General features: G+C 69.7%; 15 protein-coding genes. All 15 read left to right on the forward strand.

The window, feature by feature from the left end; translation table 11 throughout:
* Positions 1-269 precede the first annotated feature (269 nt).
* The 15 genes from QN239_RS14225 (at position 270) to QN239_RS14295 (ending at position 17,776) form a co-directional block, all read left to right on the forward strand.
* On the forward strand, positions 270-704 hold the full coding sequence (locus QN239_RS14225; RefSeq protein ID WP_090354020.1) for a division/cell wall cluster transcriptional repressor MraZ: 435 nt from the start codon (positions 270-272) through the stop codon (positions 702-704).
* A complete protein-coding gene (rsmH, locus tag QN239_RS14230; protein WP_499011223.1) occupies positions 679-1,824 on the forward strand; it encodes a 16S rRNA (cytosine(1402)-N(4))-methyltransferase RsmH in 1,146 nt (381 codons plus the stop codon). Before QN239_RS14225 ends, rsmH begins: the two co-directional genes overlap by 26 nt.
* Positions 1,821-2,846 carry a cell division protein FtsL gene (ftsL, locus tag QN239_RS14235; protein ID WP_499011225.1) on the forward strand — a complete coding sequence of 342 codons (1,026 nt, stop codon included), beginning with the start codon at positions 1,821-1,823 and terminating at the stop codon, positions 2,844-2,846. The genes rsmH and ftsL overlap by 4 nt, the downstream gene beginning before the upstream one ends.
* Positions 2,843-4,792 (forward strand): peptidoglycan D,D-transpeptidase FtsI family protein, encoded by a 1,950-nt coding sequence (locus tag QN239_RS14240; protein WP_499011228.1) that lies wholly within the window; start codon positions 2,843-2,845, stop codon positions 4,790-4,792. The genes ftsL and QN239_RS14240 overlap by 4 nt, the downstream gene beginning before the upstream one ends.
* 52 nt (positions 4,793-4,844) lie before the next feature.
* Positions 4,845-6,362, forward strand: coding sequence for a UDP-N-acetylmuramoyl-L-alanyl-D-glutamate--2,6-diaminopimelate ligase (locus QN239_RS14245; RefSeq protein ID WP_499011232.1), 1,518 nt, complete (start codon positions 4,845-4,847; stop codon positions 6,360-6,362).
* The gene (locus QN239_RS14250) at positions 6,359-7,933 is read left to right on the forward strand and encodes a UDP-N-acetylmuramoyl-tripeptide--D-alanyl-D-alanine ligase (protein ID WP_499011234.1); all 1,575 of its coding nucleotides are present in this window, start codon (positions 6,359-6,361) and stop codon (positions 7,931-7,933) included. The genes QN239_RS14245 and QN239_RS14250 overlap by 4 nt, the downstream gene beginning before the upstream one ends.
* Positions 7,930-9,009 carry a phospho-N-acetylmuramoyl-pentapeptide-transferase gene (gene mraY / locus QN239_RS14255; protein WP_090353826.1) on the forward strand — a complete coding sequence of 360 codons (1,080 nt, stop codon included), beginning with the start codon at positions 7,930-7,932 and terminating at the stop codon, positions 9,007-9,009. Before QN239_RS14250 ends, mraY begins: the two co-directional genes overlap by 4 nt.
* A 151-nt stretch (positions 9,010-9,160) precedes the next feature.
* Positions 9,161-10,747 carry a putative lipid II flippase FtsW gene (gene ftsW, locus QN239_RS14260; protein WP_499016775.1) on the forward strand — a complete coding sequence of 529 codons (1,587 nt, stop codon included), beginning with the start codon at positions 9,161-9,163 and terminating at the stop codon, positions 10,745-10,747.
* Positions 10,723-11,862, forward strand: coding sequence for an undecaprenyldiphospho-muramoylpentapeptide beta-N-acetylglucosaminyltransferase (murG, locus tag QN239_RS14265; RefSeq protein WP_499016776.1), 1,140 nt, complete (start codon positions 10,723-10,725; stop codon positions 11,860-11,862). Before ftsW ends, murG begins: the two co-directional genes overlap by 25 nt.
* A 32-nt stretch (positions 11,863-11,894) precedes the next feature.
* Entirely contained in the window at positions 11,895-13,280 is a 1,386-nt protein-coding gene (murC, locus tag QN239_RS14270) for a UDP-N-acetylmuramate--L-alanine ligase (protein ID WP_499016777.1), read from the forward strand.
* On the forward strand, positions 13,280-14,215 hold the full coding sequence (locus QN239_RS14275; RefSeq protein ID WP_499011236.1) for a cell division protein FtsQ/DivIB: 936 nt from the start codon (positions 13,280-13,282) through the stop codon (positions 14,213-14,215). The genes murC and QN239_RS14275 overlap by 1 nt, the downstream gene beginning before the upstream one ends.
* Positions 14,216-14,421: 206 nt before the next feature.
* A complete protein-coding gene (ftsZ, locus tag QN239_RS14280; protein WP_090353833.1) occupies positions 14,422-15,573 on the forward strand; it encodes a cell division protein FtsZ in 1,152 nt (383 codons plus the stop codon).
* A gap of 5 nt (positions 15,574-15,578) precedes the next feature.
* Positions 15,579-16,280: a peptidoglycan editing factor PgeF gene (pgeF, locus tag QN239_RS14285; RefSeq protein WP_499011238.1), complete on the forward strand. Its 702-nt coding sequence runs from the start codon at positions 15,579-15,581 to the stop codon at positions 16,278-16,280.
* Positions 16,281-16,293: 13 nt separating this feature from the next.
* Positions 16,294-17,049 carry a YggS family pyridoxal phosphate-dependent enzyme gene (locus QN239_RS14290; protein ID WP_267293094.1) on the forward strand — a complete coding sequence of 252 codons (756 nt, stop codon included), beginning with the start codon at positions 16,294-16,296 and terminating at the stop codon, positions 17,047-17,049.
* Positions 17,050-17,113: 64 nt separating this feature from the next.
* Entirely contained in the window at positions 17,114-17,776 is a 663-nt protein-coding gene (locus QN239_RS14295; protein WP_499011240.1) for a cell division protein SepF, read from the forward strand.
* Positions 17,777-17,863: the final 87 nt, after the last annotated feature.

Consider the following 17,863-nt stretch of genomic DNA (forward strand, 5'->3'; position numbering starts at 1 on the left):
AGGGCTGTCGGCCAGGGCGGGTGCCGACCGTTCTCCCCACTTTCCCCCACCCGGGCGTCGGACGCTCTGATCTGGGCTGACCTGTGCCTTTTTGGTCCGGGTGGCCCCTGTGGGTGGTGGTCGGTGGCGTCGAGTCGGTGTCTGAGTGGGCCGAGGTGGGGTGTGCGACCAAGTTCGTGGCAGCAAATGGCGCTTAGTGGGGGAAAGTGGGGTAAAGTGGCAGTCAACGGAGCGGCCGGGGCTCCGGAGGGGTGCTGGGAGGTGGCGAGATGTTTCTCGGCACCTACACGCCCAAGCTCGACGACAAGGGGCGACTGACGTTGCCCGCCAAGTTCCGCGACGCACTGGCAGGAGGGTTGATGGTCACCAAGAGTCAGGACCGCAGCCTTGCCGTGTATCCACGTGCGGCGTTCGAATCGATGATCATCGAGCTCGACGAGAAGGCGCGGCGGGGCAGCCCGCAGGAACGTGCCTACGTCCGCAACCTGGCAGCCGGAACCGACGAACAACACCCCGACGCACAGGGCCGGATCACCCTGTCCGCCGAACACCGCCGCTACGCGAATCTCTCCCGGGAGTGCGTGGTGACCGGTTCGATTCGCTTCCTGGAGATCTGGGACGCGCAAGCGTGGCAGGAATACCAGGACACCCACGAAGAGACTTTCTCCGCGGCCAGCGATGACACTCTTCGCGACATTCTCTGATCACGATGCCCGTGCAGCGTGGCCTCTGCCCGAACCGGCCCTGGCGTACTTCCCCGACGCCAGGTCCATCACTTCGGACAGAGACCTCGCCCCACGGGCTCACCATCTCCAGCGCCGGGGGGTCCAGGTGTCCGACAACCGCACGCCTGAGGACAACGCCGCTCACGGCCACGTTCCGGTCCTGATCGACTGCTGCGTCGAACTGCTCGCCCCCGCACTGACCCGCCGCCATGCCGATGGCACCGGCGCCGTGCTGGTGGACGCGACCCTCGGCGCGGGCGGGCACTCGCACCGTTTCCTCACCGACTTCCCGGGATTGCGGGTGGTGGGCCTGGATCGGGACCCCAACGCCCTGGCGATCGCCACCGCCCGGCTCGCACCGTTCGGCGACCGGATGAAGTTCGTCCGGACCCGCTACGACGGGTACTGGGACGATCGGGACGAAGCCGAGGTCGACGCGGTGCTCTTCGATCTCGGGGTGTCGTCCATGCAGCTGGATCGCGCCGAGCGCGGGTTCTCCTACGCACAGGACGCTCCGCTGGACATGCGGATGGACCCCGACGCGCCGTTGACCGCGGCCGAGATTCTCAACACCTACGACGAGAAGGCGCTGGCCCGGATCCTGCGCGAGTACGGCGAGGAGAAGTTCGCCGGCCGTATCGCCGGTCGCATCGTGCGCCGACGGGATCGCGAACCGTTGCGCACCACAGGCGAACTCGTCGAATTGCTGTACGAGGCGATTCCGGCCGCCACCCGGCGCACCGGAGGTCACCCCGCCAAGCGCACCTTCCAGGCACTGCGGGTCGCCGTCAACGCCGAGCTCGAGTCGCTCAGTGCCGCCATACCCGCGGCCCTGGATGCGCTGACCGGCGGCGGCCGGATCGCGGTGATGGCCTATCAGTCGCTGGAGGACCGGATCGTCAAGCGGCTGTTCGCCACCGCGACCGCGTCCCGCACCCCGGCCGGCCTGCCCGTCGAACTCCCGGGCTACGAAGCCGAGTTCGTCGCGTTGACCCGCGGCGCCGAGCAGGCCGATGCCGACGAGATCGCACGTAACCCGCGCAGCGCATCGGTGCGCCTGCGCGCGCTGGAAAAGGTTGCTGGAAAGGATGACTCATGAAGGTCAAGCGAACCGCACCGGTGCGCGGCACCGATGAGCGCCGGCGCAGCAACCCCAAGAAGAAGGCGCAGGACGGCAAGAAGCAGCCGGAGCAGCAGCCCCGGCGGCGAAACGCCCGCCGCCCGGCGCCCGAACAGCGCACGCACCGGCCGCAGCGGTCGGCGCCGCAGACCAGCCCGATCCCGCGGTCTGCGCCCGCGCCGACCATGGCCAAGAGCGCCAAGCAGGCCAAGGCCCGGGCGAAGGCACGGAAAGCCAAGGCTCCCAAGGTTGTCCGGATCCCGCTGCGGGAACGGCTGATCACCCGGCTGGCCTCGATCGAGTTGAACCCGCGCGCCATGGTGGCGCGGGTGCCGTTCGTGGTGCTCGTGATCGGCGCACTGGGCATCGGCCTGGGGATGACGTTGTGGTTGTCCACCGACGCCGCGGAGCGGTCCTACCAGCTCGGCCATGCACGGCAGCTCAACCAGGCCTTGCTGCAGCAGAAGGAGGGCCTCGAACGCGATGTGCTGGAGGCGCAGGCCGCCCCCGCACTGGCCGAGGCGGCCCGCAACCTCGGCATGATCCCGTCCCGTGACACCGCCCATCTGGTGCAGGACCCGACCGGGAACTGGATGGTGGTCGGTACACCCAAGCCGGCCGAGGGCGTTCCACCACCGCCACTGAACACCCCGCTGCCTGACGACAATCCGGCGACGGCAGCACCCGCCCGGCCCGCCGCGTCCGCTGTACCGGCCGCCCCGACCCAGGCCCCGGTCCCGCCCGGACCGCGAGTCGTGGATCCCCGTGAGGTCGTCGTCCGGCTCCCCGAGACCCCTACGGCCGCAACGGCGGTCCCGCTCGCGGCCGTCCCGCCGGTCACCGTCCCGGTGGTGCCCGCCGCGCCCGCACCCGAAGTCTTGGCCCCCGTCGCACCGGAGGCTGTGCCGCCCGCGGTGCCTGTTGACGGCGCGCCGCACCTGGCCACCCCGCAGCTCCCGGCGCAGCCCGGCCCCGCCGCGCCGTTGGGCGCACCGGCATGATCGGCCGCAAGAAGAAGCCGGCCCAGCCCGCCCAGCCTGCCAAGCGGCGTGCCCCGGCCACCCGTCCAGCTCCCACCCAGGAGCATTCGGCCACCGAGCGGCGTATCCGTCAGCCCTTCAAGCCCGGCGGCGAGACCAGTTCGCGCAGTTCGTCGTTCGTCTTCCGGCACCGCGTCGGCAATGTCGTGATCTTCCTGGTCCTGGTGGTCGCCGCGGCCCAGCTGTTCAACCTGCAGATCTCCAACGCGGCGGGCCTGCGCGCCGAGGCGCTCGGCCAGCTGAAGGTCACCGATGTGCAGAAGGCCGTGCGCGGCAGCATCGTCGACCGCAATTTCGACAAGCTGGCGTTCACCATCGAGGCGCGCGCGCTGACCTTCCAGCCCGCCAAGGTGCAGAAACAACTGGCCGACGCCAAGGCCGCCGATCCCGATGCGCCGGATCCAGCGCAGCGTCTGCGGGCGATCGCCAAGGAGATCGCCGCCCGGCTGAACGACAAGCCGGATGAGGCCACCCTGCTCAAGAAGCTCAGTGGCAAAGACTCTTTCGTCTACCTGGCCCGCTCGGTGGACCCGGCCGTCGCCGACGCCATCACCACCAAGTTCCGCGAGGTCGGCACCGAACGCCAGGACATCCGGCAGTACCCGGGTGGATCGTTGGCCGCGAACATCGTCGGCGGCATCGACTGGGACGGACACGGTCTGCTCGGCCTGGAGGACTCCTACGACGCCAAGCTGTCGGGCACCGACGGCTCGGTCACCTACGACCGTGGCTCCGACGGCGTGATGATCCCGGGCAGCATGCGCAACAAGCATGACGCGGTCAACGGCTCGTCGGTGCAGCTGACGTTGGACGACGACATCCAGTACTACGTGCAGCAGCAGGTGCAGGCGGCCAAGGACGCCTCGGGCGCCAACAACGTCTCCGCGCTGGTCCTGGACGCGAAAACCGGTGAAGTGCTGGCCATGTCGAACGACAACACGTTCGACCCCAGCCAGGACATCGGCCGGCAGGGTGAGCGCCAGATGGGCAACCCGTCGGTGTCCTCGCCGTTCGAACCCGGATCGGTGAACAAGATCGTCACCGCGTCCACCGCGATCGAGCTGGGTCTGACCAATCCCGATGAGGTACTTCAGGTTCCGGGCTCGATCGATATGGGTGGCGTCACCGTGCGCGATGCATGGCCGCACGGCGTGATGCCCTACACGACGACGGGTGTGTTCGGTAAGTCCTCGAACGTCGGCACCCTGATGCTCGCTCAGCGGGTGGGACCGGAACGCTTCTACGACATGCTGGAGAAATTCGGCCTGGGTCAGCGCACCAATGTCGGGCTGCCCGGTGAGAGCTCCGGTCTGGTACCGCCGATCGACCAGTGGTCCGGCAGCTCGTTCGCGAACCTGCCCATCGGACAGGGTCTTTCGATGACCCTGTTGCAGATGACCGGCATGTATCAGGCGATAGCCAACGACGGGGTGCGCATTCCGCCGCGGATCATCAAGTCCGTCATCGGTGCCGACGGCAGTCGGGCCGACGAGCCGCAGCCCGAGGGTATCCGGGTGGTTTCGCCGCAGACCGCCCAGACCGTGCGCAACATGCTGCGCGCCGTCGTGCAGAAGGACCCACGCGGCATCCAGCAGGGCACCGGCTCCGGTGCTGCGGTGGAGGGCTACCAGATCGCCGGCAAGACCGGCACCGCCCAGCAGATCAACCCGGCGTGCGGGTGCTACTACGACGACCACTACTGGATCACCTTCGCCGGGATGGCGCCATCGGACAATCCGCGCTACGTCGTCGGCATCATGGCCGACAATCCGCACCGGACGGCCGACGGCCAGCCGGGTACCACGATGGCGCCGCTGTTCCACCACATCGCCGCGTGGCTGCTGCAGCGGGAGAACGTGCCGCTGTCCCCGGACCCGGGACCGCCGCTGGTCCTGCAGGCCGACTGACCAGATCCACACGTGCGGTGGGCCATGGCCTGACCGGTACTGTGGCAGGGCCATGAAACTGCGTCCCTCGCATCCCGCCGGCGAATTCTTACGCCCGTTGGCCGCGCGTATCGGAGCCGGCCGCGTGCACGCCGCGAACGCTCAAGACACCCGTGTCACCGGGGTCACGCTGCGTAGCCAGGACGTCGTTCCAGGTGATCTGTTCGCCGCGCTGCCGGGCTCGGCGGTGCACGGCGCCCGGTTCGCCGCCGACGCGATCGCCGCCGGTGCCGTGGCGGTCTTCACCGATCCGGCGGGGCTGGCGCTGCTGCCACCGGGCCACGACGTCGAGGTGCTCGTCCATCCCGAGCCCCGGACGGTGCTCGGTGAGCTCTCGGCCGCCGTCTACGGCGACCCGTCCCGGCGACTCCGCGTCATCGGTGTCACCGGGACCTCCGGTAAGACCACCACCACGTTTCTGGTGGAGGCCGGGCTGCGGGCGGCCGGACGGGTGGCCGGCCTGATCGGCACCGTCGGCATCCGGATCGACGGACGCGATCAGCCGAGCTCGCTCACCACGCCGGAGGCACCCGATCTGCAGGCCCTGTTCGCCGTGATGGTCGAGCAGGGGGTGGACACCGTCGTGATGGAGGTGTCCAGTCACGCGCTGGCACAGGGGCGGGTGGACGGCCTGGCCTTCGAGGCGGGCGGTTTCACCAACCTGTCGCGCGATCACCTGGATTTCCACCCGACGATGGCCGATTACCTGGACGCCAAGGCCAAGTTGTTCGAACCGGAGTCACCCACCCACGCCGCACACGCGGTGGTCTGCGTCGACGACGAGTGGGGCCGCCAGATCGCCGCGCGGTCGGTGGATCCGGTGCGGGTGAGCACGACCGGATCCGACGCCGACTGGCGCATCGAACAGGTGCACGCCGTCGGGCGGGGCGCGCAGGAGTTCGTCGCCGTCGATCCCGCCGGGGTGCATCACCGGTTGCGCATCGGTCTGCCCGGCCGTTACAACGTGGCGAACGCGCTGCTGGCGCTCGCCCTGCTCGATGTCGTCGGCGTCTCGCCGGAGCAGAGTGGCCCCGGGCTGCGCGAGGCCGCGGTGCCGGGCCGACTGCAGGCCATCGACCGGGGCCAGGACTTTCTGGCCCTGGTGGACTACGCGCACAAGCCGGGTGCCCTTGAGGCGGTGCTACAGACCCTGCGCGGAACCGGCCGGCTGGCGGTGGTGTTCGGTGCGGGCGGCAACCGGGACGCGGGCAAGCGCGAACCGATGGGCCGGGTGGCCGCCGAGCTGGCCGACCTGGTGGTCGTCACCGACGACAATCCGCGCGATGAGGACCCCGCCACGGTGCGGGCCGCCATCCTGGCCGGCGCGACCGGCCTGCGGGCCGAGGTCGTCGAGATCGGGGACCGGCGGGCGGCCATCGATTACGCGGTGGCCTGGGCAGGTCCGGGGGACACCGTCCTGATCGCGGGTAAGGGCCACGAGTCCGGGCAGACCGCCAAGGGCCGCACCCGGCCCTTCGACGACCGCGAGGAGCTGGCGGCCGCGCTGGAGATGTTGAGGTCACGCGCATGATCACCCTGACCGTCGCGCAGATCGCGGATATCGTCGGCGGCGAGTTGGCCGATATCACTCGGGCCGACGCCGAGGCCGCCGTCGTCACCGGCACCGTGGAGTTCGACTCCCGCAAGATCACGCCTGGCGGCCTGTTCCTGGCGTTACCCGGCGCCAAGACTGATGGCCACGACTTCGCCGAGACCGCGGTCTCGGCCGGGGCGGTCGCGGTGCTGGCGGCCCGGCCCGTCGGGGTGCCCGCCATCGTGGTGCCGCCCCTGGCCGTCACCGATGTCACGGACACATCCTCGGGTGCGCTGGAATACGACACCGACGGTTCGGGTGCGGCAGTGCTGGCCGCGCTGGCACGGCTCGCGCAGGCGGTCGCCGCCGAGCTCACGGCCGACGGCCTGCGGATCATCGGGGTGACCGGATCGTCGGGCAAGACGTCGACGAAGGATCTGCTCGCCGCCGTGCTGGCACCGCTGGGCGAGGTGATCGCCCCACCCGGTTCGTTCAACAACGAGCTCGGGCATCCGTGGACGGTGTTGCGCGCCACCACCGACACCGACTTCCTCATCCTGGAGATGTCCGCCCGCCATCCGGGCAATATCGCGGCGCTCGCGGCGATCGCGCCCCCGTCGATCGGGGTGGTGCTCAACGTGGGCACGGCGCACCTGGGCGAGTTCGGCTCACGCGAGATCATCGCGGCGACGAAGTCTGAACTGCCACAAGCGGTTCCGTCATCCGGCGTGGTGATCCTCAACGCCGACGACCCGGCGGTGGCCGCCATGGCGGACAAGACCGCCGCGCGGGTGGTCCGGGTGTCGCGGACGTCCGGCGGCGATGTCTGGGCCGGTCCGGTCAGCCTCGACGAGCTGGCCCGGCCGCGGTTCACCCTGCACGCGGGCGGCGATGAGGTGGATGTCGCGCTCGCGGTGCACGGCGAGCACCAGGTCTCCAACGCGCTGGCCGCGGCCGCGGTGGCGCTCGAGTGCGGAGCGAGCCTGCCCCAGGTCGCGGAGGCACTGGCGACGGCCGCGCCGGTCTCGGCGCGCCGGATGCAGGTGAGTACCCGCGCAGACGGGGTCACCGTGATCAACGACGCCTACAACGCCAATCCCGATTCGATGGCGGCCGGGCTCAAGGCGCTGGCCTGGATGGCGCGTTCCGGCGGTGAACGCCGGCGGAGCTGGGCGGTGCTGGGCGAGATGGCCGAGCTGGGCGAGGACGCGATAACCGAACACGATCGCATCGGACGCCTGGTGGTGCGCTTAGATGTGTCTCGACTGATTGTTGTCGGAGCCGGGAGAGCGATGAGCGCAATGCACCAGGGGGCGGTGATGGAGGGGTCGTGGGGCAGTGAGTCCGTGCTCGTCCCCGACGCCGACACCGCGCTGGCGTTGCTGCGCGCCGAACTGGCCCCGGGCGACGTGGTGCTGGTGAAGGCGTCCAACTCGGCCGGGCTCGGTGTGCTCGCCGACGCGGTGGCGTCCGGTGGGCAGGAGCGCAGCGACACGGGGATCGAGTCCGGTGGGCAGGAGCGCAGCGACACGGGGATCGAGTCCGGTGCGATCGAGTCCGACGCATGAAGCAGATCTTGATCGCCGTCGCCATCGCGCTGGCGGTGTCGATCGTGCTGACCCCGGCACTGATCCGGCTGTTCACCCGGCGGGGCTTCGGCCACGAGATCCGCGAGGACGGCCCGGCCAGTCACCAGAAGAAGCGCGGCACGCCGTCGATGGGCGGGGTGGCCATCGTCGCCGGCATCTGGGCCGGGTATCTGGGCACCCATCTGGTCGGGCTGGCGTTCGACGGCGAGGGCCCGTCCGCATCGGGTCTGCTGGTGCTGGGGCTGGCCACCGCGCTTGGTGTGGTGGGTTTCGTCGACGACATGATCAAGATCCGGCGCTCGCGCAATCTCGGGCTGAACAAGACCGCAAAGACTGTGGGCCAGTTGGGCGCCGCCATCCTTTTCGGTGCGCTGGTGCTGCAGTTCCGCAATGGTGACGGGTTGACCCCGGGCAGCGCCGGGTTGTCCTACGTGCGTGAGATCGCCACCGTGACGCTGGCGCCGCTGGTGTTCGTGGTGTTCGTGGTGGTGGTCGTCAGCGCCTGGTCGAATGCGGTGAACTTCACCGACGGACTGGACGGGCTGGCGGCCGGGGCCATGGCGATGGTCAGTGCGGCCTATGTGCTGATCACCTTCTGGCAGTATCGCAACGCCTGCGCGAGCAGCCCCGGGTTGGGCTGCTACAACGTGCGCGACCCGCTGGATCTGGCGCTGGTCGCCGCGGCCACCGCGGGTGCCTGTGTGGGGTTCCTGTGGTGGAATGCCGCCCCGGCGAAGATCTTCATGGGGGACACCGGTTCGCTGGCGCTGGGTGGCATCATCGCCGGGCTGTCGGTGACCAGCCGCACCGAGATGCTGGCGGTGGTGCTGGGGGCGCTCTTCGTCGCCGAGGTGACCTCGGTGGTGGTGCAGATCCTGGCCTTCCGCACGACGGGCCGCCGGGTGTTCAGGATGGCGCCGTTCCATCACCATTTCGAGTTGGTGGGCTGGGCGGAAACCACGGTGATCATCCGGTTCTGGCTACTGACCGCCATCGCGTGCGGGCTGGGTGTGGCGCTGTTCTACGGCGAATGGCTCTCGGCCGTCGGCGCGTAGGCGCGTAGCTGTTTGCTGCCTGATCGTTATCGCGACACGCCTCGGATGTCCCGGCACTCGGCCGCGGGCCGGGGGAGGATTCTCGGGTGCAAGGGACTAGTGGGGCGGGTGTTACACCTGTGACTCTTGTGAATCGCCGGAGGACGGCTTGCTGACCGCGTTGCGCTCCAGGCTGCGACGTTCCAGCAAAGCCGACGACAGCGCGAAGCAGGAGCCGGTCGAGACTGTCAAAGCGGTGCAGCCGAAGGGCGAGCCCCGCACCAGGTTCGGCGTCTGGCTGAGTCGGCCGATGACGTCGTTTCATCTGATCATCGCCGTCACCGGGCTGCTCATCACGCTCGGACTGATCATGGTGCTGTCCGCTTCGGGTGTGCATTCCTACGACGAGGGTGGTTCGCCGTGGACCATCTTCGGCAAGCAGGTGCTGTGGACGTGCGTCGGCCTGGTGGCGTTCTACATCGCGCTGCGCACCCGTATCTCGCTCATGCGCCGGCTGGCCCTGCCCGCCTTCGCCGTGACGGTCGTGCTGATCGCCCTCGTGCTCGTCCCCGGTATCGGCACGTATTCCAACGGCTCGCGCGGCTGGTTCGTCGTCGCCGGGTTGTCCATGCAGCCGTCGGAGTTGTGCAAGATCGCCTTCGCCATCTGGGGGGCGCACCTGCTGGCCGCGCGCCGCATGGAACAGGCCTCGCTGCGCGAGATGCTGGTCCCGCTGGTGCCGGCGGCGCTGCTGGCCGCCACCCTCATCGTGCTGCAGCCCGACCTCGGCCAGACCGTCTCGCTGGCCATCATCCTGCTCGGTCTGCTCTGGTTCGCCGGCTTGCCGCTGCGGGTGTTCGTGAGCTCGCTGGGCGCCGCGGTGGTCGCCGCGGCGATCTTGGCGATGTCCCGCGGTTACCGGTCCGACCGGGTGCAGTCCTGGCTCAATCCGGGCGCGGACGCCATGGGTTCGGGCTATCAGTCCCGCCAGGCCCGGTACGCGCTGGCCAACGGCGGGGTGTTCGGCGACGGCCTGGGCCAGGGCACGGCCAAGTGGAACTATCTGCCCAACGCGCACAACGACTTCATCTTCGCCATCATCGGTGAGGAACTGGGCTACATCGGCGCGGCGGGCCTGCTCTGCCTGTTCGGCTTGTTCGCCTACACCGGGATGCGCATCGCGCGCCGCTCGGCGGACCCGTTCCTTAGGCTGCTCACCGCCACGGTGACACTGTGGGTGCTGGGCCAGGCGTTCATCAATGTGGGCTATGTCATCGGCCTGCTGCCCGTCACCGGCCTGCAGTTGCCACTCATTTCGGCCGGCGGAACATCGACGGCCACAACGCTTTTCATTCTCGGTGTGATCACCAACGCGGCGCGGCACGAACCGGAGGCGGTGGCCGCGCTGCGGGCCGGCCGCGACGATCGGGTGAACCGACTGCTGCGACTGCCGCTGCCCGAGCCGTACGTGCCGCCGCGGATCGACCTGGCGCGGGACCGGATGCGAACCAAGGGTGACAAGCCCGGCCGCAAGCCGCAGAAGGCCATCGCGAAAGCCCCCGTCAAAGCGCCCGTCAAAGCCAAGACCGGGGCCGGCCGCAAAACCGACCATCCGGCTGATCGGTCGGGACGGCGCGCAGGGCATCATGGAGGCGGCCAGCGCTCCGGCCAGCCGGCCCGGGCCGGCCGCGGAGCGACCGGCGAACCGCGTCAGCAGGGCCGGCGGGCCCGCGCATTGGAAGGTCAGCGTTACGGGTGAGCAGTACGGGGATATCGGTCGTTCTCGCCGGTGGCGGGACGGCGGGACATGTGGAACCCGCGATGGCCGTGGCCGATGCCCTGACCGAGCTGGACCCCGAGGTGCGTATCACCGCACTGGGCACCGCCCGTGGGTTGGAGACCCGGCTGGTACCCGAGCGCGGTTACGACCTGCGGCTCATCACTCCGGTGCCGCTGCCCCGCAAACCGTCGGGTGACCTGGTGCGGCTGCCGTGGCGGGTGCGCAACGCGATCCGCGAGACCCGCGCGATCTTCGACGACACGGCCGCCGATGTGGTCATCGGGTTCGGCGGGTACGTGGCGTTGCCGGCGTATCTGGCCGCCCGGGGCCGGGTTCCGGTGGTGATCCACGAGGCCAACGCCCGCGCCGGATTGGCCAATCGGGTCGGCGCCCGATCGGCCCGGCGGGTGCTCGCCGCGGTACCCGATCCCGGTCTGCGTCACGTCGAGGTGGTCGGGGTGCCCGTGCGGGCCAGCATCACCGCGTTGGATCGCACCGCGCTGCGGGCGCAGGCCCGCGCGGCCTTCGGATTCGACGAGGACGCCGTGGTGCTGCTGGTGTTCGGTGGTTCCCAAGGTGCCCAGTCGATCAACCGGGCTGTCGCGGCGGCGGCCAAAGATCTTGTCGGTAAAGGGGTTTCGGTACTGCACGCGCACGGCCCGAAGAACACCCTGGATCTTCCCGAACTGACCGGGGCCGGCAAGTACGTCGCGGTGCCGTATCTGGACCGGATGGACCTCGCCTACGCCGCCGCCGACCTGGCCATCTGCCGGTCCGGTGCGATGACGGTGGCCGAGGTCACCGCGGTCGGGTTGCCCGCCGTCTATGTCCCGTTGCCGATCGGCAACGGGGAGCAGCGGCTCAACGCGCTGCCGGTGGTGTCGGCCGGCGGCGGTCTGCTCGTCGACGACGCCGAACTGTCCGCCGGCTTCATCGCCGAACGGGTACTGCCGCTGCTCACCGATGCCGAGAGTCTGCGCCGGATGACGGCCGCGGCCGCGCTGGCCGGGCACCGCGACGCCGCCCGCGCCGTGGCCGAGGTGGCACTGGAGGTGGCCCGGCAGGGCCGCGCGAACCGGAAGCCGAAGTCGTGAAGGGATTGCCGCCCGAACTGGCGCGGGTGCACATGGTGGGTATCGGCGGCGCCGGTATGTCGGGTATCGCACGAATCCTGCTGGACCGCGGTGGGCTGGTGTCGGGCTCCGATGCCAAGGAGTCACGCGGTGTGGCGGCGTTACGGGCCCGGGGTGCGGATATCCGGATCGGCCACGACGCCGCGGCGCTGGATATCTTCGAGGGCGGTCCCACCGCGGTGGTCACCACCCATGCCGCGATCCCCAAGACCAATCCCGAACTCGTCGAAGCCCGCCGCCGCGGTATCCCGGTGATCCTGCGTCCGGTCGTGCTGGCCAAGTTGATGGCCGGTGACACGACGCTCATGGTGACGGGGACGGCCGGCAAGACCACGACCACGTCCATGCTGATCGTCGCGTTGCAGCACAGCGGCTTCGACCCGTCGTTCGCCGTGGGCGGTGACCTCGGCGCGGCCGGTACCAACGCGCATCACGGCAGCGGTCCCTTCTTCGTGGCCGAGGCCGACGAGAGCGATGGGTCGTTGGTGCAGTACCGGCCGGACATCGCGGTGGTGACCAACGTCGAGGCCGACCATCTGGATTTCTTCGGCAGCGAGCAGGCCTACGTCGCTGTGTTCGACGCGTTCATGGAACGTCTGACGCCGGGCGGTGCCCTCGTGGTCTGCGTCGACGACCCGGGGGCGGCGGCGCTGGCCGAACGCACTGCGGCACTCGGGATCCGGGTGTTGCGCTACGGCAGTGCCGGGCACCCCGATCTGGCGGGTGCACTGCTGGATTGGGAGCAGCGGGGCACCAGCGCGATCGCCACGGTGCAACTGGCGGGGGAGACGCACCCGCGCACCATGCGGTTGTCGGTGCCCGGCAGGCATATGGCACTCAATGCGCTCGCCGCGCTGTTGGCGGCGGTACAGGCCGGCGCGGACCCGGATGTCGTGCTTGAGGCGCTGGCCGGATTCGAGGGCGTCCGCCGGCGCTTCGAGTTGGTGGGCACCGCGGCCGAGGTCCGGGTCTTCGACGACTATGCCCATCACCCGACGAAGGTGACGGCCGCGCTGTCGGCGGTGTGCACGCTGGCGGCGGAGTCCAAGGGCCGGGCCATCGTGGTGTTCCAGCCCCATCTGTATTCGCGGACCGAGACTTTCGCGCGCGAGTTCGGCACGGCGCTGAGCGCCGCCGATGAGGTGTTCGTGCTCGATGTGTACGCGGCACGCGAACAGCCGATCCCGGGGGTGAGCGGGCGCAGCATCGTCGAGCACGTCACCTCTGCGGTGCACTACGTACCGGATTTCTCGGCGGTGGCCGAGCGGGTGGCGGCGGTCGCCCGACCGGGGGACGTGGTGGTGACCATGGGTGCCGGTGACGTCACCCTGCTGGGCCGCGAGATCCTCGACGCGCTGGCGCGTCGGCCGGTGCGGTGATGACCGAACCCGGACCGGAACCCGTCGAGCCGGGGGAGCCCGCGATCGAGCCTGAGGTGGAGCCCGCCGAGCCCGCCGCGTCTCCGCTGGAGCCCGAAACCGCCGAGGCGGCAGAGGATTTCGAAGGACCGCGTCGGCGTGCGCGACGTGAACGCGAGGAGCGCCGCGCCGCGCAGGCGCGCGCCATGGCGATCGAGGAGGCGCGCCGGGCGGCCAAACGCAAGGTGTCCGGCCGGCCGGAGCCCCAGCAGGCCGTGCCGGCCCGCCGGGTCATCCGCGGCCTGAAACTGCTGATGTGGTCGGCGCTGGCGTCGGTGGTGGCCGTGGCGCTGGGCCTGGTGCTGTACTTCACACCGGTCATGTCGGTGCGCGAGACCGTCATCACCGGGTTGAGCGTGCTCACCGAACAGGAGGTCGCCGTTGCTGCGGCTGTCCCGACGGGCACGCCGCTGCTGCAGGTCGACACCGATTCGGTGGCCGAACGGGTGGCCACGCTGCGCCGGGTGGCCAGCGCGCGGGTGCAGCGCGAGTACCCCTCCACCCTGCGCATCACCGTGGTGGAGCGGATACCGCTGGTGGTGAAGGACTTTCCGGACGGCCCCCACCTCTACGACAAGGACGGTGTCGATTTCGTCACCGGGCCACCGCCGCCGGGGCTGCCGTACCTGGACGCCGATACCCCCGGTCCCAAGGACCCCGCCACCAAGGCGGCGCTGCAGGTGCTCACCTCGTTGCCGCCGGAGGTGGCCGGGCAGGTCAGCCGGATCGCGGCGCCGTCGGTCGCGGCGATCACGCTGACCCTCGTCGACGGCCGGGTGGTGGTGTGGGGCACCAACGATCGCACCGAGGAGAAGGCGGCCAAACTCGCGGCGCTGCTGACCCAGCCGGGCCGTACCTATGACGTGTCGAGCCCGGACCTGCCGACGGTCAAATAGTCCTGCGAATAGTCCCGGCTCCGTACCGATTCACAGATCGAATTTTTGTCGTGTTGCTTCGGCGCGCCTGCCCGGCGTCGCGGGCAGGCGGCCCTACCGTTCTGTTTGCGCGGAACTACTTGACATAACTTTAAACCTATGGTTGAGGTTGAGGGTTTCGTTGAAGGTTTCGCACTGGACTCGAACATTCTGGGAGGAAGGCACCCATGACCCCCCCGCACAACTACCTCGCGGTCATCAAGGTGGTCGGCATCGGCGGCGGCGGCGTGAATGCCGTCAACCGGATGATCGAACACGGTCTCAAGGGCGTGGAGTTCATCGCCATCAACACCGACGCGCAAGCGCTGTTGATGAGCGATGCCGACGTCAAGCTCGACGTCGGCCGGGACTCCACCCGTGGTCTGGGCGCAGGTGCCGACCCCGAGGTGGGCCGCAAGGCCGCCGAGGACGCCAAGGACGATATCGAAGAACTGCTGCGCGGCGCCGACATGGTGTTCGTCACCGCAGGCGAGGGCGGTGGCACCGGCACCGGTGGCGCGCCCGTGGTGGCGTCCATCGCACGCAAGCTCGGTGCGCTGACCGTCGGTGTGGTCACCCGGCCGTTCTCCTTCGAGGGCAAGCGCCGGTCCAATCAGGCCGAGAACGGCATCCAGTCGCTGCGCGAGAGCTGCGACACCCTGATCGTCATCCCGAACGACCGGCTGCTGCAGATGGGCGATGCCGCCGTCTCGCTGATGGACGCGTTCCGCAGCGCCGACGAGGTGCTGCTCAACGGTGTCCAGGGCATCACCGACCTGATCACCACGCCGGGACTGATCAACGTCGACTTCGCCGACGTGAAGGGTGTGATGAGCGGCGCGGGCACCGCGCTGATGGGCATCGGCTCCGCGCGCGGGGACGGTCGCGCTCTCAAGGCCGCCGAGATCGCGATCAACTCGCCGCTGCTGGAAGCGTCCATGGAAGGTGCGCAGGGCGTGCTGCTCTCGGTGGCCGGTGGCAGTGACCTCGGCCTGTTCGAGATCAACGAGGCCGCCTCGCTGGTGCAGGAGGCCGCGCACGCGGACGCCAACATCATCTTCGGCACCGTCATCGACGATTCGCTGGGCGACGAGGTCCGGGTCACCGTCATCGCGGCCGGCTTCGACAGCGTGACCCCGAGCCGCAAACCCGTCACCGGGGGTGCCCAGACCATCGCGCCCGCGGCCTCGGGCAACGTGCGCTCCACGGTGTTCGAACCGGCCGACGCGGTCAGCGTCCCGGCCGGGCACACCAATGGGGCCACGGTGCGCATCGGCGGACCTGATGACGGCGGCATCTCCGACGACGATGTCGACGTGCCGCCCTTCATGCGCCACTAGACGCCGTGCCCGTCCGGGTTCGGCGCGTGACGACCACCCGCCAGGGCGGTGTCTCGCGGCCGCCCTATGACACCTTCAATCTCGGCGATCACGTCGGCGATGTCCCGGCCGCCGTTGCGGCCAACCGGAAACGCCTGGCCGACACCATCGATGCCGACGGCGTGGTCTGGATGAATCAGGTCCATTCCGACCGTGTCGTGGTGGTCGACGGTGACCCGGGTGCCACCGTCGATGACACCGACGCGCTGGTGACCACGACGCCGCGGCTGGCGCTCGCGGTGCTGTCGGCCGACTGCGTTCCGGTGCTGTTGGCCGACGCGCGGGCCGGAGTGATCGGCGCCGCGCATGCCGGCCGGGTCGGGGCGCAGCTGGGCATCGTGGCGCGTACCGTCGAAAATATGGTGGCGCTGGGCGCTTCCCCGGACGACATCTCGGTGCTGCTCGGCCCCGCCGTCAGTGGCCGCCACTACGAAGTGCCCGCGATCATGGCCGACGAGGTCGAAGCCGCGCTGCCCGGCAGTCGCACCACCACCGAGAAGGGCACCCCCGGGCTGGACATCCGGGCCGGAATCGCCCGCCAATTGACGGCATTGGGGATCACCACCATCGATATCGACCCGCGCTGCACCGTCGAGGACCGTGCGCTGTTCAGTCACCGGCGCGATGCGCCCACCGGACGCCTGGCGTCGTTGGTGTGGATGGAATGACGGTGCTCGCGACATGACGGGGGCCCCGCACCGGGACGCGGAGTTGGCCGGATCGCTGGCCGCGGTCCGGGCTCGACTGGCCGCCGCCGCCGAGGCGGCCGGACGCGATGTCCGCGATATCGACCTGCTGCCCATCACCAAGTTCTTTCCGGCTTCCGATGTGATCATCCTGCGCCGCCTGGGCTGCACCGAGTTCGGTGAATCGCGTGAACAGGAGGCATCCGAGAAGGCGGCCACCGTCGCCGCGGCTTTTCCCGGCGAACCGCCCGGTGCGGTGCGCTGGCACATGGTCGGCAGCATCCAGCGCAACAAGGCGCGCGCGGTGGCCCGGTGGGCGTACGCCGCCCACTCGGTGGACAGCGCGCGGCTGATCTCCGCGCTCGGCGGGGCCGCCGAGGAGGAGATCGCCGCGGGCCGGCGTACCGAGCCGTTGCGGATCTACCTGCAGGTGAGTCTGGACGGCGATCCCGCCCGCGGCGGGGTGCCGGTCAGCCGGCCGGATCTGATTCTGGAACTGTGCGCGGCGGCCCACGCCATCGACGCCCTGGAATTCGTTGGCCTGATGGGGATTCCGCCGCTCGGCTGGGACACCGACGAGGCTTTCGCCCAGCTGGCCGCCGAACGGGACCGGGTGCAGCGGGGTTTCACTCACCGGCTGGGACTTTCGGCCGGGATGTCCGGCGATCTCGAAGTAGCTGTGCGACACGGATCCACGTGTGTGCGTGTCGGTACCGCGTTGATGGGTCAACGCCCGCTAACGTCACCCTGAGTAGTCACTCCAGTCACATCTTCATCACAAACCACATAGTTATCAGCAGCAGAAGGGGCAGGCGATGAGCACACTGCACAAGGTCAAGGCCTACTTCGGTATGGCGCCGCTGGACGAGTACGAGGACGACTACTACGACGACGACCGCCCGTCACGGTCGTACCCGCGCCGCGGCGCGGAGGATCGTTTCGAGGAGGACGGCTACGGAGTGCGCGACGCCCGCGATAGCCGGGGCTTCGAGGACCGCGGCCCCCGTGAGTACGAGCGCGAGATGGAGATGGCCCCGGGCGCATACCGCGGTGGATACGACTCACCGCGATTCGAAGGCCGCCTGCGGGCCCCGCGCGAGTTCGACCGTCCCGCCCCGCGTTTCCCCGCCGCCCCGACCCGGGGCGCGCTGGCCATGGAGCCCCGCCGGATGGCCGAACTGTTCGAGGCCGGCAGCCCGCTGGCCAAGATCACCACGCTGCGCCCCAAGGACTACAGCGAAGCCCGCACTATCGGTGAGCGGTTCCGCGACGGCACGCCGGTCATCATGGACCTGGTGTCGATGGACAACGCCGACGCCAAGCGACTCGTCGACTTCGCCGCCGGCCTGGCCTTCGCGCTGCGCGGTTCCTTCGACAAGGTGGCCACCAAGGTCTTCCTGCTCTCCCCGGCGGATGTGGATGTCAGCGCCGAGGAGCGCCGCCGGATCGCCGAAGCGGGTTTCTACTCCTACCAGTAGCCGGGTCGACCCCCTGTCGGTAGTTCCTGGCAGGGGGCGCACCGGAGATGCCGAGTAGGCTGAATCCCGAGGGACTGGCTGGTCCCA

Origin of the sequence: Mycolicibacterium sp. Y3, assembly GCF_051188035.1 — a bacterium.
GTDB classification, from domain to species: Bacteria; Actinomycetota; Actinomycetes; order Mycobacteriales; family Mycobacteriaceae; genus Mycobacterium; species Mycobacterium fluoranthenivorans.

Coding starts and splice junctions, on each gene's coding strand:
- murC (WP_499016777.1), top strand. CDS start 11,895: ATGGTGGGTATCGGCGGCGCCGGTATGTCGGGTATCGCACGAATCCTG.
- mraY (WP_090353826.1), top strand. CDS start 7,930: ATGAAGCAGATCTTGATCGCCGTCGCCATCGCGCTGGCGGTGTCGATC.
- QN239_RS14245 (WP_499011232.1), top strand. CDS start 4,845: ATGAAACTGCGTCCCTCGCATCCCGCCGGCGAATTCTTACGCCCGTTG.
- ftsL (WP_499011225.1), top strand. CDS start 1,821: ATGAAGGTCAAGCGAACCGCACCGGTGCGCGGCACCGATGAGCGCCGG.
- QN239_RS14290 (WP_267293094.1), top strand. CDS start 16,294: ATGACGGGGGCCCCGCACCGGGACGCGGAGTTGGCCGGATCGCTGGCC.
- QN239_RS14240 (WP_499011228.1), top strand. CDS start 2,843: ATGATCGGCCGCAAGAAGAAGCCGGCCCAGCCCGCCCAGCCTGCCAAG.
- QN239_RS14225 (WP_090354020.1), top strand. CDS start 270: ATGTTTCTCGGCACCTACACGCCCAAGCTCGACGACAAGGGGCGACTG.
- rsmH (WP_499011223.1), top strand. CDS start 679: ATGACACTCTTCGCGACATTCTCTGATCACGATGCCCGTGCAGCGTGG.
- QN239_RS14295 (WP_499011240.1), top strand. CDS start 17,114: ATGAGCACACTGCACAAGGTCAAGGCCTACTTCGGTATGGCGCCGCTG.
- QN239_RS14275 (WP_499011236.1), top strand. CDS start 13,280: ATGACCGAACCCGGACCGGAACCCGTCGAGCCGGGGGAGCCCGCGATC.
- ftsZ (WP_090353833.1), top strand. CDS start 14,422: ATGACCCCCCCGCACAACTACCTCGCGGTCATCAAGGTGGTCGGCATC.
- QN239_RS14250 (WP_499011234.1), top strand. CDS start 6,359: ATGATCACCCTGACCGTCGCGCAGATCGCGGATATCGTCGGCGGCGAG.